16 protein-coding genes and 1 tRNA gene are annotated in these 15,835 nt (G+C 45.4%); 2 read left to right on the top strand and 15 right to left on the bottom strand.

What is annotated here, in order from left to right; genetic code table 11:
• The 3 genes from HY877_01560 to HY877_01550 all read right to left on the bottom strand — a co-directional run.
• On the bottom strand, positions 1-977 hold a 977-nt coding region (locus HY877_01560), incomplete at its 3' end, for a virulence RhuM family protein (GenBank protein ID MBI5298969.1).
• A 2-nt stretch (positions 978-979) separates the two neighbouring features.
• Positions 980-1,067: transfer RNA gene (locus HY877_01555), tRNA-Ser, on the bottom strand.
• Between the two features lie 214 nt (positions 1,068-1,281).
• Positions 1,282-1,767: a nucleoside deaminase gene (locus HY877_01550; GenBank protein MBI5298968.1), complete on the bottom strand. Its 486-nt coding sequence runs from the start codon at positions 1,765-1,767 to the stop codon at positions 1,282-1,284.
• A gap of 99 nt (positions 1,768-1,866) precedes the next feature.
• On the opposite strand from HY877_01550, the gene pabB reads away from it, so the two are divergent.
• Entirely contained in the window at positions 1,867-3,282 is a 1,416-nt protein-coding gene (pabB, locus tag HY877_01545) for an aminodeoxychorismate synthase component I (protein ID MBI5298967.1), read from the top strand.
• Between the two features lie 69 nt (positions 3,283-3,351).
• On the opposite strand, the gene HY877_01540 is transcribed toward pabB, so the two are convergent.
• Both HY877_01540 and HY877_01535 read right to left on the bottom strand, forming a co-directional pair.
• A complete protein-coding gene (locus tag HY877_01540) occupies positions 3,352-4,560 on the bottom strand; it encodes a hypothetical protein (protein MBI5298966.1) in 1,209 nt (402 codons plus the stop codon).
• Positions 4,561-4,664: 104 nt separating this feature from the next.
• Entirely contained in the window at positions 4,665-6,338 is a 1,674-nt protein-coding gene (locus tag HY877_01535; GenBank protein MBI5298965.1) for a hypothetical protein, read from the bottom strand.
• A 611-nt stretch (positions 6,339-6,949) separates the two neighbouring features.
• Here HY877_01535 and HY877_01530 point away from each other — a divergent pair.
• The gene (locus tag HY877_01530; protein MBI5298964.1) at positions 6,950-7,759 is read left to right on the top strand and encodes an aminotransferase class IV; all 810 of its coding nucleotides are present in this window, start codon (positions 6,950-6,952) and stop codon (positions 7,757-7,759) included.
• Here the strand turns inward: HY877_01530 and HY877_01525 are convergent.
• The 10 genes from HY877_01525 to HY877_01480 all read right to left on the bottom strand — a co-directional run bounded on the left by HY877_01525 (position 7,756) and on the right by HY877_01480 (position 15,829).
• A complete protein-coding gene (locus tag HY877_01525; GenBank protein MBI5298963.1) occupies positions 7,756-8,001 on the bottom strand; it encodes a hypothetical protein in 246 nt (81 codons plus the stop codon). The two genes, HY877_01530 and HY877_01525, sit on opposite strands and share 4 nt — an antisense overlap.
• On the bottom strand, positions 7,988-8,632 hold the full coding sequence (locus tag HY877_01520) for a hypothetical protein (protein ID MBI5298962.1): 645 nt from the start codon (positions 8,630-8,632) through the stop codon (positions 7,988-7,990). The genes HY877_01525 and HY877_01520 overlap by 14 nt, the downstream gene beginning before the upstream one ends.
• Positions 8,633-8,699: 67 nt before the next feature.
• Entirely contained in the window at positions 8,700-9,488 is a 789-nt protein-coding gene (thiD, locus tag HY877_01515) for a bifunctional hydroxymethylpyrimidine kinase/phosphomethylpyrimidine kinase (protein MBI5298961.1), read from the bottom strand.
• A 54-nt stretch (positions 9,489-9,542) separates the two neighbouring features.
• Positions 9,543-10,208: a thiamine phosphate synthase gene (gene thiE, locus HY877_01510; GenBank protein ID MBI5298960.1), complete on the bottom strand. Its 666-nt coding sequence runs from the start codon at positions 10,206-10,208 to the stop codon at positions 9,543-9,545.
• 95 nt (positions 10,209-10,303) lie between these two features.
• Positions 10,304-10,645 carry a nucleotidyltransferase domain-containing protein gene (locus HY877_01505; protein ID MBI5298959.1) on the bottom strand — a complete coding sequence of 114 codons (342 nt, stop codon included), beginning with the start codon at positions 10,643-10,645 and terminating at the stop codon, positions 10,304-10,306.
• Positions 10,627-11,007 carry a HEPN domain-containing protein gene (locus HY877_01500; GenBank protein ID MBI5298958.1) on the bottom strand — a complete coding sequence of 127 codons (381 nt, stop codon included), beginning with the start codon at positions 11,005-11,007 and terminating at the stop codon, positions 10,627-10,629. The genes HY877_01505 and HY877_01500 overlap by 19 nt, the downstream gene beginning before the upstream one ends.
• 60 nt (positions 11,008-11,067) lie before the next feature.
• Entirely contained in the window at positions 11,068-12,009 is a 942-nt protein-coding gene (gspN, locus tag HY877_01495) for a type II secretion system protein GspN (GenBank protein MBI5298957.1), read from the bottom strand.
• 106 nt (positions 12,010-12,115) lie between these two features.
• Positions 12,116-12,706, bottom strand: a complete 591-nt coding sequence (locus HY877_01490) for a hypothetical protein (protein ID MBI5298956.1) — start codon at positions 12,704-12,706, stop codon at positions 12,116-12,118.
• A gap of 2 nt (positions 12,707-12,708) precedes the next feature.
• Positions 12,709-14,325, bottom strand: coding sequence for a pilus assembly protein PilM (gene pilM, locus HY877_01485; GenBank protein MBI5298955.1), 1,617 nt, complete (start codon positions 14,323-14,325; stop codon positions 12,709-12,711).
• Positions 14,326-14,425: 100 nt separating this feature from the next.
• Positions 14,426-15,829 carry a general secretion pathway protein GspK gene (locus HY877_01480; protein ID MBI5298954.1) on the bottom strand — a complete coding sequence of 468 codons (1,404 nt, stop codon included), beginning with the start codon at positions 15,827-15,829 and terminating at the stop codon, positions 14,426-14,428.
• Positions 15,830-15,835 lie beyond the last annotated feature (6 nt).

The following is a 15,835-nucleotide window of genomic DNA, read 5'->3' as shown; positions in this document are numbered from 1 at the left end:
TCCTGTACTCTTGAAAACTTTTCAAATTCTCTTTCAGCCAGCGCCGAGGCAACCTCATGAGATACTTTCCCTGAATTTTTCAGTATTTCTCGCTCATTAAATTGCAAAAAGGCATCGAGTTTTTTGACCCAATCTTGCATGACCATAACCCGTCCGGCATTTGCTTGTAACTCTGCAAAATCCAGATACATCGTGACAATATGGTTGAGGTGATCCAGTTCTTTTTCATTCAAATAATTCTTGGCGATGCCCACATCTGTTTTTCGGATTGGACCCTTGGAAGCATTCTTCCATGTGGTCAGGCCCATATTAGACTTTTCGCTGTCCGCGCGTGAATGAATAATCTCCGCCGCTGTTTGGCCGGTGATGGCGAAGTGCAATTTATTTTGTACGGTAGCGAAAAATTGTTTTGTGATTTCCTCGTTTGGATCATAGTCGGCACTGCATTGGGCATAAATGTCAGTGATCTTCTGATAAAATCGCCGCTCGCTGGAGCGAATATCACGAATTCTGGCAAGTTGCTCTTCAAAATAGTCTTTACCAAAAATTTGCCTCGGATCTTTCAGTCGCTCATCATTCATGGCAAATCCTTTGATGATATACTCTTTGAGGATTTGCGTTGCCCATATCCGAAAGTGGGTGGCCTTCTTGGAGTTGACACGATATCCCACGGCAATAATGGCATCGAGATTATAAAACTTGGTCTTGTAGGTTTTACCGTCATCGGCAGTATGTTCCAAAATGGAACTAACTGACTCTTCCTGTAATTCCATGCTTTCAAAAATGTTTTTCAGATGTTTGGTAATGGCAGGTCTTTGCACGCTAAATAATTGGGCTATTTTACCCTGTGTGAGCCAAATGTTTTCATCCCGCAAATAAATCTCAACTTTCACTTGCCCGTCAGGTGTTTTGTAAAGCATGAACTCGGTGAAGGAGTTGTTGGCTGGTCTGGTTTTGGTGTATCGTGTTTGCGACATTTTGGCGGAGAGGGTGGGATTCGAACCCACGAACCCTTTCGGGTTACACGCTTTCCAAGCGTGCCGGTTCAGCCACTTTCGTACCTCTCCGGGAAAACGAACAAAATTAAATTTTCATTTCAAGGACATCTCTAAAAACCCCGCTTGTCATCCTGAACACATTCGCTACGCTCAGTGTAAACTCCGTGAAGGATCTGCTTGATAACAAAGTGGATTCTTCGCGGAGTTTACCCTGAGCCCGAGCAGATTCTTCGCTTCGCTCAGAATGACAAAGCGAAGGGCTCAGAATGACAAATTGTGGTTTTCATAGGTTTTTAGAGATGCCCTCAACTTCAACACCTTTGCGTAAATTTTTAAAAAATCCCTTTAGCACGCCGGCGCACTTTTCATGCAATACATGAGGAAAAATTTCAATCTTATGATGCAGTCTTTTGTCGGTGCTGAAATCATAAAGAGAACCGCACGCCCCCATTTTGGGTTCCATACAACCGAAAACCACGCGTGGGATGCGGGCGTGAATGAAGGCACCCATACACATGAGACACGGTTCGCACGTCACGTAAACCGTTACACCCTCCAGACGCCAGCTTACCTGAGAACCGATCAATTTTTTAAGCAACAGTATCTCGGCATGACCCAGCGGGTCTTGGGTTGTCTCGCGCATATTGTGAACGCGGGCTATCACCTCACCCTCCATCACCGCCACGGCGCCGATCGGCACTTCTCCCATGGAAGCCGCGGACAAAGCCTCCTTGAGTGCCTCCTCCATATAATGTTCGTGTTCACGCATAAATGACCAGAATGGTGCCGCTACTTTCTGGCATGGGTTGACTGCCGAAACAACCAAAAACTTGACTTGGAGCCTCAATCCATTTTAAGGCTTGTCCAGATGTCCCCCCCACCCTTCACGGTAGATATTCCTTACAGTGACGCGGCAAATGATTTCGCTCCTTGTGCAGGAACCTCCGGCAGTTTTTTTCTCGATTCTTCACTGATTCACCACAAGCAAGGGCGATTTTCTTTTTGGGGTTTCAACCCGCAAACACAGTTTGAATCCAGCGGAGGGTTTATCACGCGGGAAGGGCATACCACTATTACCTCTCCCGTCAGCGCGCTTCAGGAGTGGTATCAGGAAAAAATTTTAAATCTTCCGTTTGATCCCTACTTTCCGTTTTGCGGCGGACTCGTTGGTTTTCTGGGTTATGAATGGGGAGCCTCTCTTGAAAATATCGATACCGCCTCCGGCAAAGAATATCTTTCGCTTCCCGATAGTTGGTTTGGATTTTACGACACGGTGGTAGGTTACGATCATCTGGAGAAAACGGCGTGGATTGCATCATTGGAGTCACAAGAAAAAGCGGAAAGATTGGCAGAACAAATTATTCGCAATCGGAAAATAAAAGAGGACATATCCGAAAATTGTCATCCCTGCGAAGGCAGGGATCCACTGGATTCCCGCTCCCTGCCTACTACCTACAGGGACAAGCTCCGCGGTAATGACAGCAAGAGTGTAGAAAATTATTTGCACGCGGTGGAAAAGGTGTTGAATTATTTGAAAGCCGGAGATTGTTATCAGGTCAATCTCTCCCAGCGCTTTATGGCTTCGGTTAGTCTCTCACCGTGGGAGCAATATTTAAAATTAAGGAACGCCTCGCCGGCACCTTATGCCGCCTACATCAACACGGGTCTCTTCCAGATTCTCTCTTCTTCTCCCGAATGTTTTCTGCACGCCAAAGAAGATGGAACTCTTCTTACGCGCCCAATCAAAGGCACCAGAAAACGCGGTGCAACGCCCGACGAAGACCGCCGACTCCGCACAGAACTGGAAGAGAGTCACAAAGATAAAGCGGAACTGCTGATGATTACTGATCTGGAACGAAACGATTTCGGAAAAATTTGCAAACCGGGAACGGTGGAGGTGCCGCAACTTCGCGCTGTGGAAAGTTTTGCGCAAGTGCATCATCTTTTATCCACGATCACCGGAAAAAAACGGGAAGATTTGAATATTATTGATTGCCTCGCCGCTTGTTCGCCCGGAGGTTCCATCACGGGCGCACCAAAAATTCGCTCGATGCAAATTATTGAAGAACTGGAACCCGTGAAGCGGGGAATCTATACCGGATCGATCGGATATATTGGTCCTGCAAACACGGCCCACTTCAACATCGCGATACGCACGCTCATTCTGAAAGATGCCACCGCCTACTTTCACGCAGGCGGTGGCATTGTTATCGATTCTGATCCCCTGCAGGAATATGAAGAGACCCTCGCCAAAGCAGGCGGTATCCTTCAATCTCTATCATAGGGGCTCACGTCGCCCCCTCCAACGGCAAAGCCGTTGGAGCCTCCCCCTCTCGCTCGCTCTGCTCGCTTCTCACTTATCTGAAATTTCTTCCCAACAAGTAACCAGTGTCCGATCACCACCTGTTTCATCTAATGCGGCGCCAACAGCGCCTTGGCAATACGTGTGAGCCCCAACTTGAACAAACGGAACGGCGTAGAATGAAGCGGCTCTTTGCAAAAGAACGGGTTCTCCCGTTTGCGTATTGGCAACATAGGATTCCGTTACTTTTTGTCTCTGTTGGGTTGTGTCATCAGTCATCACATTTTGTGCATTATAAATAACAAAACGGCTGGAACCCACAAAAGTGCCTCCGGAAACATATTGATTGGTGACTTTGGCAATGCGAACGCGTTTCACGTCAGATTGCGCACCCGCCAATGTCAAAGAGTTACCTTCCGCCGAATTGCCCGTGAATAAAACAGTTCCATCCCCACTCACTGGAGCGGGACCATTCAGTGCAAAACCGTCCGGAATATTTCTTACATCACTTTTGATCTGATAATTTGCCGGATCCAAATAAAGCAAACGTCCATTTCCCAAACTTTGAGGTGCCCAAGGATTTCCGGCATCTCCAATCAGCAAATAACCGCCCGCAAAAGCAAGTGCCGCGGGGTTTGCAAGAGGGAGTCTTTTTAAAACATCAAATTGGCAGTTGGTTAATTTGCTACTATCAAATTTTCCAAGTGCACCCGCAGTGGAGTGCGTCAGATCATTTTTTCCCAAAACATAATAGATTTGCGCCCCCGCCAAAATAGCAGTGGGAGTTGATGTGTCCGCATCCAGAATGGGACAGTCGAGAGGAACTTGATTACTTCCTTTTTTGGGATCGATAAAAGAAACGCCGCCATGCAGTCCGTTACTCCCGGTGTACATAACACCGATGTAGGGCCCCACCGCTCCCCAAGAATAAAAACGCTTCGAATCATCGGAAAGAGAAAGGCTGAAAGGAAAATCGGGTTCCGCTGTTGATGGCGACGGATTTCTGTTGATAGGAACTCCAACCAAATCGGTCGTATAGTTTGACTCATTATTACCTTGGTCCGTGGTACGAGACCGGACCACAAAAAGGGTTTCGCCATCCTGACCCGGAATTAATGTTTGAACATCTCCATCAACATACGCTTCGAAAACTTTTTTCAATGCGGGGAATCCCTTGTCTTGCAACACTTCATGGGGTTGGGGTTCTCTGGGTGTTACCGGATCTGCGGCACAACCTGCGGCTAAAACAATTCTTGTCATAAACTCCTCCTTGGAAAGGACTATGGACTATGGACCATGGACTATGGACTATGGACCAGTTTCTTTCCTAATTAAGTTTTTAGTCTATGGTCTATGGTCCATAGTCAGTATTCACTGTTTCCGTTAATAATTGAAATCGCGTCCAAATCAAAACCCTGTTCTCCACTGGTGGTGCAAAGCGGGGAACCGTCTGTAGCGCTTGTCGTGTAAGTTGGATCTCCCGGCACACATGTATTCCTATCCTGAATTTTTATAAAACGAACCGAACTAAAACCCGTTTCTTCCAAATCATAAGAATCGCCGCCGGAAACATTTGGGTCCAACGGATTGGCTGTGGCATTCACAACATGCGTTCCAGCGCAACCGGCATAAATATGCTGGGAATCAAAAGCATTGCAAGGATAAGTATAAAAATGAACTCCATCCTGACTCACAGAAACTTGGGCGCGCTCTGCGAAGAGACCATAATAAGAAGAATCAAAAATCGGATTTTCGAAAATAGTGAAATCGGAACCCGGACCATCCACAGGACGATATCCTCTGAACTCAATAAGAATTTTTCCGCCACCTCCCAAAGAAACAACGTTGGTTCCATTTATACGTGGAGGCCCATAAATAATGTTTGGAAAAAGATTAGCCCCATAACCGGAGTTGATTCCATACGTGATTGTCGCCACATCATCCGAACCGACAAACGCCTCGGACGACGGATTGGGAGTTGTTCTTTGCATTTTAATAAATTTTTGAAGAGGGGAAGAAAGTCCCTGAAACGAAGCGGTGAGGGTCACACTTCCATAACCTCTTAAAGTAGCAATGCCCTGCTGAATAGAAACAAGCGACGCATCGGAACTGCTCCAACTCAATATCCCCCGATTTCCCAGAGGTGTTATAAAATCATTTGAAACCGCGTGAACCAAACCGGAATCAAATTGCAAATCGCACGAAAGAGTTTTGGTCTCCCCCACCAGCCACGGAGAAGCATCCGAAATAAAGGTAATGGACTGAAGCACTTCGGGAGCGGGCACAATTTGCGGCGGAGAAATTCCGGAAATATTCACGGAAATAAAATGACTGACAAGACCGCACTGCACACCGATTTGCGCGGAACCATTATTCAAGGGCGTGACAAGTCCAGACTGCGTCACTACAGCGACGTTTGCATTCGAAGAGGAAAAATGGAGATCACACAGGAGAGAAGAACGAAGTGAATCGGGAAAAGAATTTGTCACAAGAGAACCATTTGAAAAAACGGCATCCAAAGTAGTTTGAAAATTGTTGGGACCAACTACATTGATCGCATTTTGATGAAAAATCAGTTGGGTCAACGAAATAATTTCCGGCACAACAATCACATCGAGAAAAGCGGACTGATTTAACATAGAAGCGCGGATCGTTGTCTGACCGGTTGTCAAAGCCTGCAACGTTCCCGATTGAGAAATCATTGTCACCGAACTATTTTGTGAAAACCATAAAATAGAATCGGGAAAATCATCCGTTCCACGATAAGCATTATTAATTTTTCTTTCATCGGACAAAAGCACATCAAGTCCAAGTTGTACCGAATGATTCGCTTCCACAATCAGGGGGGAATTCTTCGCGATGCTTACAGAAACCACACTCAAAGCGGGAGACGATGAAGCATCCAAGACAGAAGGGGCAGGCGGTGAAATATTTTGAATAGGCGTAGAAGAATTCCCCGCATCAGAAATAGAAGTGGTGTATCCACACGACGACAAAAAAAGAAGAGCCGCAAAGATGGGAAAAAAGAACTTTAACATACACGGGAAATCCAAGCCCCATAGACCAAAGCCAGTCAGGAGTGTCAACGCAAAACCTCCTCCGCCCCATATGCAAAGGGGTGAGCGCCAGCAGTTCTTGGGGCCGCGGTTCCCGACGGGTCGGTTATACTCCGCAAACTCTTCGAGTTTGCTTCGCAACCCAGCAAAGCTGGGTCTTGACAAATCCGCCTATCGCCAGCAAAGGCTGGCTTTGCCAGTCCGCGCAGCAAAGTCGTTAGACTTTGCGGAGTCAAATAGATAAACCCCAAGAACTACTTGCGCCCACCCCTTTGACCCCTATGTGATTGTTTTTGCGGGGAGGAGGCGTTTCTGTTTCGTAAAGCGCCGTTTTGACCGGAGGCGTACGACGAGTGAAATTTTGACAGATTCCTGAATTTAGAAGATGACGAAGGAAATCTTCTAAATTCATTCTCGGAATCTGCCAAAATTTCGGGAGGAGAAGCCGGAGGGAAGGCGCAGAAACAGAAACGCCTCCTCCCCGCAAAAACAACCCACGTCCCCTTAAACACGCACGCACTTGCGTCAGCGCAATTAGAGGCGGAGAGAAAATCTTGATTGCTTATGCGGGGGGAAGTGGTTAATTGTGATGTATGCAAGTTTGGATCAATGGACAATTGGTGGAGGAAAATGAGGCTCGCATTTCTCTTTTTGATCGGGCTTATCTTTATGGCGAAGGAGTTTTTGAAACGCTTAAAACTTATGCGGGGAAACCGGCGTTTATGGAGAGACATTATTTTCGTCTTCGATCTAATTGCGAAAAATTAAATATTCCCCTACCCTTTTCAGAAAAAGAATTTGCGAAGGGATTGATGGATGTCATCAAAGCCAACGGCTTAAGTGAAGCGGCGATCCGCATTACGGTGAGCACGGTTGGCGCTTCTTCCAATATCACCATTTTTGCAAGTCCCATCACAATCAATCCGAAATTTTTTGAAACCGGAGTCAAAGTGGAACTTCTCATCACTTTCACAAATGATCCCATCGCTACCGCCGGCATCAAATCAACAAGTTACATCACCAAAATGCTGGCCAGAACTCAGGCTGCAAAGGACGGTGTCTATGAAACAATTCTTAGAAATGAAAAAGGATATTGGGTTGAAGGAAACCGGACGAATTTTTTTATTGTATCAGAAGGTGAAGTAGTCACCGCACCCTTGTCAGACGGACTTTTGCCGGGCATCACACGCGAAATGGTTTTGGAAATTTTGAAGGAGCAAAAAATTCCGCACAAAGAAGATCACATCACCACCGAAATGATTCAAAACGCAGAGGAAATTTTCCTGACCGGTTCCACCAGCGAAGTCATGCCAGTTTATGAAGTGCTGGGGGTGTGGAGAAAAGAAGCGACACCAACATCTCTCGCCAGACAACTAAGAAAAGAATATCTGAAGAAAATTTAAACCGGCGTTTCAAGAGGGTTGCGGCGGTATTCTTCCGCATAATTATGGATATAGAGTTTCACTGACTCCGGATTCTTTACGAGCGGTTCAATATCCGCTGTATAATCGTTCGAAAACCGGTCAAGATTTTTCACCTTTTTGTCCAGTTCTCTTTTTACTTCCTCAGCGGAAATCCTTTTCCCAAGCATGTCCGAATAGCTGTCGCGGCGTTTGCCGATAGCCAAAGGGCTATCGTTTGCCACCTTGACTCCTCAAAAGCTTGGGGAGTTCCAGAAACTTTGCGATTTCCGTTTTTTCACAATATCCCGCAAACTCGGAAAAATCCTTTCTGGAAAAGGAATCCAGATTCAACCTCAACGATTCGATAAGTTTTTCGTCAAAAAATACCGTCCTGAATAATTTCAGGTAAAGATAATCAAACAAGGCCTTGGGTTTCACCGCCATTTTTATCTGAAAACCGTTTTTATCCAGAATTTCATAACCGTCAAATAACCCTTCCTTGATATTTTGATAAATAAACCGCCCCAGCTTGTTTGCAAAGGATCTCTTCGTTTTCAACGTCACGGAAGTAAAAGCATAGACGGCCTCCGTAAGTACACCATGCTTCTGAAGCACATATTCGGTGCTTAGATAGGAAGGCTCGCAAAGTTTATTGGCGATAAATTCAGGATAAGCCTCCACACTTGCTGTTTTTTCATAGTATGCGCCCGTGACGTAAAAACCCTTTTTAAGCTGAACAATCAGGCCTTTCTTCAGCCACCGTTTGACATCCGCATAGAGACTGTTTTCGGAGAGTTCCATCACCTGCAAAAAGGCGTTTTTATCAAAATAGCTTAAAGGAGATAATGTTTTGAGTTTATCGACTTGATTCATAATTGGTATGTATTATATACCAATTTCGAATTATGTCAATTCTTCGATCTAAACGCCGTCTCAATTCCTATCGCGGAACAAATGCAGTTTTCATATGTTGCTGGATGTATTGGGTGAGGTAGTCTTTTGCGGCTTTGACGGCATCGGGCAAAGAGGAACCTTTTGAAAGGCCTGCGGCGATAGCGGAAGAAAAGCGGCAACCGGTTCCTCTGGGAGATGGGCCCGGAATTCTGGCGGCGCGAAAAACTTTCACATCTTTTCCATCGTAAAAAACATCAATCGCTTCTCCTTCCAGATGTCCCCCCTTCACAATAATTGCCAATGGTTTTTCAGGGAAACGTCCCGCGCGCAATATTTTGACATCATCATAAATCCGCTTGGCCGCCTTGATTTGCGTCTCTTCATTATAGATATTCAATCCCGCAAAGGTTCCCGCTTCCTCGAGATTCGGCGTAATTACAGTCGCCAGCGGAAGAAGTTGTTGGCGTAAATGAGTGTAGGCCCTCTTTTCCAAAAGCGGTGTGCCGCTTGAAGAATGCAAAATCGGGTCGATGACAATATTGGGAAAGTGTCTTGCGTTCAAAAACCAGACAAGAGCCATGACAATGGAACCTTCCGCCACCATACCAATCTTGACGGCACCAACGAAACGCCCATCACAGGCCGCCGATAGTTGCTGGGTTAAAATATCGGCCGGAGTTGGATGGATTTGCAAAACGCGCTGATCATTTTGCGCGGTCAATGCAGTGATAGCAAAAATAGAGGGAACGCCGAAATCTTTGAGGGTGGTCAAATCGGCCTGCACACCCGCGCCACCGGAAGGATCAGACCCTGCAATAACAAGAACGTGTTTCATAAAAAAGACCACGGACAATAGACCAAGGACTATGGACCAAAAATAAAAAGGCGTTTAGTCCATAGTCCTTGGTCCATAGTCTATGATGGTCCTTTTTGCAAAATATCGGGTTACTTCAGCGATGTCTGGGGCTCCTGTAAGTGCGGTGATCATTGCGACAGAAGCAACGCCTGTTTCCAGAACTTGATTGAAATTTTTGCGGCCGATTCCGCCGATGGCCACGACGGGCACTTTCAAAGTTTCGACCACTTTTCGCAATTTTTCGAGACTTTGCACGGGGTGCCCGGGACCTTTTGTTTTGGTTGGGAAAATGGCGCCAAAGGCAACGTAATCGGCGCCCGCTTTTTCAGCGACCAAAGCCTCTGCCAAAGAATGCGAAGAATATCCGATCAACATTTTGGAGCCCACTTTTCGACGCACCTCTTGAACAGGCATATCATTCGCTCCCACATGAATCCCGTCGGCCCCAACCTCCAGAGCCACGTCAACAAAATCATTCACGATAAATGTAAAATCATATTTTTTTTTCAGCATCATTATATTCCTAGCAATTGTTTCTGGTCCACAGTCCATGGTCCATAGTCCATGGTCCTTCTTCATTCTCAATTGAACAATTTTGGCGCCGCCTCGCAAAAAGGCTTCCGCCAATTGCACATGAGATTTGTCCGGCCGAAATTGATTATCGGCGATGGTATAAAGACCTTGAAGATTCTGAGACATGCGGCAAGGCTTAACACTCTTTGACTTGTCTGACACGGAAAAAAAGAGGGTATCTTTGAGAAGAAGTTACACGAGGATAAATTTTTCAGAGCTTCTTAGGCCGCCTTGTACAAAACTCTGTGGTTTTTTTCGATTTCTTCCCAAAGAATACTGTCTTTCCCATTTTTGGCGATTTCTTTTGGAGTGTATCCCAACGCCTCAACAGTTTGTTGTGTCGGCCACGCCGCATGAGAGAGGATTGCCGGCCTTTCAATGGGGGGGATGGATTCGAAATCTTTGGAAATCACTACCATATCAATGTCGCTCCATTCATCGGCTGTCCCTTTTGCATACGAGCCATACAAAAGCACTTCTTGAGGGTGAATGCCCCGCTTCTTCAATTCGGCAACAAAAATATCGATGACTGAATCTAGATCAGTCAGTTTTTTTTGACCCATTGAAATAGCTCCCGTGTTGGTTTTAAAAGAGATTGAACAAATTTTTCGGAATATTGTTGTTGCATTTCAGCTACATCTTCTAGGTATTTTGTACTTAAATAATGAGGAGAAAGATTTAGAAGAGTTTCCAGCATTTCAGGGGGAAGCTCTTTTTTTGCAAGACGAAGCAGTTTTTCAAGACTGTGTGTTCGCGGAGGAATTGTATCCGTCTGATGTTGTATGGCGGCTTTCAAAATTTTTTCAATGGCTTGATGACAAAAATGGAGGGCATAAAAAGGGCGTTGTTTATTGACTAAAATCTGCCCCGCAAATTCAATATCATTTTGGGCGGTTTCCAGCCATGTTCGAGTTTTTTTGTCCACGAAGGAAGACCTACAAAACTTATCATTCGGTTTCAATAGTAGAAAATATTTCCGTAGATTTTAAAACGGCTTGAAAGGGACAACGGGCATTGTACCGGAATAAACTTGCGGGGCTGAGAACTGACCGGAGATGCTTAATGGAAAAGTATCATCGGGTGTTTTCTGTTTTCTCAATTCGACAAGCCACTTCTCGGGAAGAATCGGATCAACCGATTTCCAAACTTTGGGAGAAAACTGAATTTTACCCTGAAGATTCATGCGATACCGGTCCAAGGTCGGGCTCAAAAAAATCTTTCCGGAGAGGTCCAGATTGAGATCTTCTCCCTTGAAACGCAATGACTCCAAATTGATGGCTCCCCTGTCAATGGCCCCTTTTATCTGGGAGCCTTTGTCGGCCAACGAAAGATCGGGAAGGGGGAACGTCCCCATTTCACCCAAAGGCAGGTCCCCTCCCTTCAGAAAAAGTTTGTCGAACGTCAGTTCTATTTCGCCGGTCGTTCTCAAAGGTTGTTTGGCATCGTAGTTAATTCGGATATCGCCATCGACAGAAGAAGAAAGTTGCAATCCGATCTTCTGCTGAAACAAAGGAATCTGGCTCACGTCAACATTGTAAAGAGAGCAAACGAGCTCCCATCCCTGATCGGAATTATGCAGAGATCCTTCCACTTCCATTTTTCCCATTCTCAGATCGAAACTGATTCTGGGCCCCCCAAACAAAAGCGAAAAAAGTCCGGCGCGGGCTGTCATGCGTTCGGCTTCCAACACCTTATCCTCTTTTCCCTGTTTTAAATGGCTGATTTTGAGATTTTTGAGACGCGCCCCGCTAAACCAATACGTACCGATATCTTCTATCTGCACCACATAACCCGGCCCCAGCGCTTTTTCGATCGACCCGATAATGCGCCCCTTGACTGCATCCATCGGAAACATCCAATACGTCAGAAAAATAAAACTAAAAATAAACAGACCGACGTAGAAAATATATTTAAGACCCCGTGGCATAATTAAAAAATCAAAATTTAAAAATCAAAAATTGCAAATCAAAATTTTAAATTTTGCATTGCAATCTTGATTTTTGATTTTTGCATTTTGGTTTTTGCATCTTCCCTTATCCACCCGCTCCTTGCAGACGATAAGTACCTGCCTGAAAAGAGACATCGAAGAGTTGTTTGTTGTCGAAACGTCTTTTGATCTGGATCTGTTTGACTTTCAAAAAGAGCTGGGGATGATGTTCGATATTATAAAGATAATCGATCAACTGAGGCACCGTCACACGGGTGATGCGCACATCCACAGAAACTTCATCAAATAATTCAGAAGGGGTGGAGCCCCTCTCTTTGATATTTTCAATCCGGTCTTTAATTCCGCTTTTGTCGGCAAGAGTTTCCATCGTCGTTGTAATCGTGGAATCAAAGCCCTTGGTAATTTGTGATTCGGTTGCTTTGAGTTGTTGCTGTAATTGCTGATACCGCTCCAACTCACGAACGATTTGTCTCTCTTTGTCCTGACCTTGTGTAATCTGCGTTTCAAGACTTCCCAGTTTGCTTGAAGCCAGAGAAAGCGGCAAACCCAGAATGAACAAAACAGCAACCCCTGCACCGATCAACGCATAGATCTGTTCACGCGGTTGCAAACCCAAAAAAGTATTATAGAGAGCCTCAAAATTGAATCGCCGAAAATGTTGTAGATTGATCGCCATTTTTATGGTTTTTCCTCTTTGGGAGATAACTCCATTGTCATTTCAAACTTCACTTCTCCCTCTTTGATGCCCTTTCCAACATTGCCCGGAGTCACTTTTTTGAAATATGGAGACGCCTCAAGAGCCGCCTTTATTTTATCAACCGCGATAAACGAATCAACCCTGCCGGCCAGACTCATCTTATCTCCCTTGATATTGAGATCTTCCACATCAAGCTGGATATCTTTTCTGCCGGGAATCTTTGATGAGATTTCCTTGATAACATCCAAAACCGGAAGTCCCTTGATGTCCGATAATTTTGAAGCCCGATCCTGAATACGCGCCTCATCGCTTTGCAAAAATTTAAGCGCCGCTCCGGGCGAAGAGAGTTGTTTTTTTGTCGCGGTGGTAAGCACTTTCTGTACCATACCCGTCACGCGACTGTTCAACGCATTGAGATGTTTGGAGAGAAGATAATATTTCACGCTAAAATGGGTGAGTCCCAGAAAAAAAATCAGGCCGACCGCAATTCCTACATGGCGAAGTGTTCCTCCCAGCTTTTCAACGTCCCCCTTGTACGCAAAATCTCCGATGCGAAAATTAATGGAGGGCATGCCGCCCGCCGCAACACCACGCAATGCCAGAGCCAGACCTTGCGTCATCATGGCCCGGTGTGTGGCTATTTTTCCCAGTTTGCTGAAATGAAAAGAGGTGCAATCAATGTAGGTCACATTCTGCTTTAAACGCATTGAAAGATAGCGATCGAGTGTTGGAATGCGGGACGTGCCGCCGCAAAGATAGATTCCCTCAACAGCCACGCCTTCCTTGTTCTGAAAAGCAAAAAATGCCTGACGAATATTTAAAATCAATTCGTCTATCGCTTCCTTCATCGCCTCCCCGACTTGACGGGACAAATCATCGAGCACATCTCCCTCTTGGGGAATGCCACCCATCTCAATTTTCATGCGTTCGGCTTCTTCATGGGGAACGTTCAGTTTTTTCTGGATTGTTTCGGTAATCTGTTTTCCCGCAACCGAAACAGAACGCACAAAAGAAAGTTTTTTCCCCTTACACAACACCAAATTGGTTTTGGTGTGTCCGATATCAAGAATGGCGTAAGGTCCCTCCGGCGGCACCATGCCAAGGGAGACAAGATTCAAATATTCCACCTCTTCGACTGTAATTATTTTGGGATCAACACGGCAGTTTTGCAACATGTTAAACCACCGCGCAAACTCATCGCGGAGTGTATAGAGAGTTAAAACATCAGACGATTCTTTGGAACTCGTCAAAACATAATAATCAACGATGAGATTTGTGAGGTCGAAGGGGATATAGGCTTCCAACTCAAACTCAAGAGTCTGGTCAATTTTTTTGAGACTTCCGAAAGGAAGCGTCACCACGCGTGAAGAAACTTTCTGGCCGGGATAACCGCAAATGACCTGATCCCATTTGATGCCAAAGTCGTCGATCATCCCTTGAAGTGTGACGGAAATCGACTCTTCCGGTTTTAAAATTTCATTGTATTGGATTTTGCGTTCAAAAAAATTGACAAACTCAAAACTTTTAAACGAGCGTTCGATCTTGGCAATCTTGATCGAATAGGTCCCAATATCAATACCAATAATTGTTTGAGGCATAAAATTTATAACAGACCATGGACTATGGACCATGGTCTATGGACCAACTGCTTTTTGTTTCCGGTCTGTAGTCTATTGTCCATGGTCCATAGTCCTTTCATTACTCCACTTTCCAATAAAGCGTTTTCCACTTTGTTGTATCGGATCCCCCGCCTTGTCCCAGATCAATCACCGTATTGATTTTTATCACGGTATCGTTCACTTGTCCTGTCAATTTCAAACTAAAAAAACGGCTCTGTGTTGCAATCCAGTCGGCAAAAACCAAAGGTTGCGGTGCATATCCCCCCGTCCCCGCAGGAGACGGCGTCTGCGGGGCCGGCGCCGCTTTCAGGACCTCCAACAATTTTGCGTCCAAAGACTGGGCGATTTTGTTTTTATCCGGCACAGCCCCCGTACATCCTTCTTTAACAGCCTGAACAAGCTGATCCAAAATTTCTTCGTCCGTCGGTTTAATCGGCGGCAAATCCGTGCGGGTCTCAGTATATCTTAAGATCAAAGACTTGACGACCTCGTTTGGGGCGCGGCAAGCATTTATTTGTGGTTTTCCGGCAGAACTTGTCGCCCCATAAATTGTAAAAAGATCGGACACAGCACCCCACCAGCTATCACGCACTCCTTCCACCAAAAAAATATCGGCCGGAAGGGAAAATTTCCCATTTTTAGTCGCCATCTGGCCCGGAAGACGGTTGCGATAAATCGAATCTTCACTACCCGCTTCAGACCCGCCAAAATCATTGACCACTTCATTGGAATCAACCCAATCGGCGATATTTCTCACCACATCAACAATTTTCAAATCCTCATTTTTAAAAAGATCAGCACTTTGTGAAAGCACACTCATCAAAAAATGTTTGTAGGCATCATAACCATTTTCACCCTGCAATTCTTTTTTGAGGGGATCTTGCGAATAAATATAATTTAAATCAATCTTGGAATTTTCATCGGTGCATTCTCCGTCAAAATCTCCCTCAAATTTCAAAAATTCTTCCACACCGGCAAGCGCAAATCCGGCCATCATTTGGGATGCTTCCTCTTTTTCTTTGGGGGTTTTTTCTTCTCCTTCTTCGCCTTCCTTTTTCGGTTCTTCGGGACTCTCACCGGACAAAAAGAGTCTGAAGAGGGCCGTTTTCATCGGAAACTGTTTGCAAAGGGGATTTGAAAGATCCATGGGCAGTTGCATGCCGGCAGAAGCGGCGCTGGCATTAATTTGCGATTGAATGGAATTCCCGATTTTCAATTCAAGACGAACCAAATTGTAGGCGGAGCTGGCCAGATAATAAGCCTGCAAGCGTTCTTTTTGGCGAATCGACTGATGGTATTCAATCTGGGAATCATAGGCAAACGCAACTGCCAGCATGGTGAGCATGACAATAGCACCCAACACCAAAAGCAGGGCAATGCCTCTTTTGGACTGTGGACCATGGACTATAGACCATGGACTGTGGACTATGGACCATGGACCATGGACCATGGACCATTTTTTAGTCTTTTGTCCATTGTCCATAGTCTA

The sequence above is a fragment of the Deltaproteobacteria bacterium genome, from assembly GCA_016213065.1.
Taxonomy (GTDB): Bacteria; UBA10199; UBA10199; order SPLOWO2-01-44-7; family SPLOWO2-01-44-7; genus JACRBV01.
Note: the sequence above shows the minus strand (reverse complement) of the source record. Positions and strands in the feature narration are given on the sequence as shown.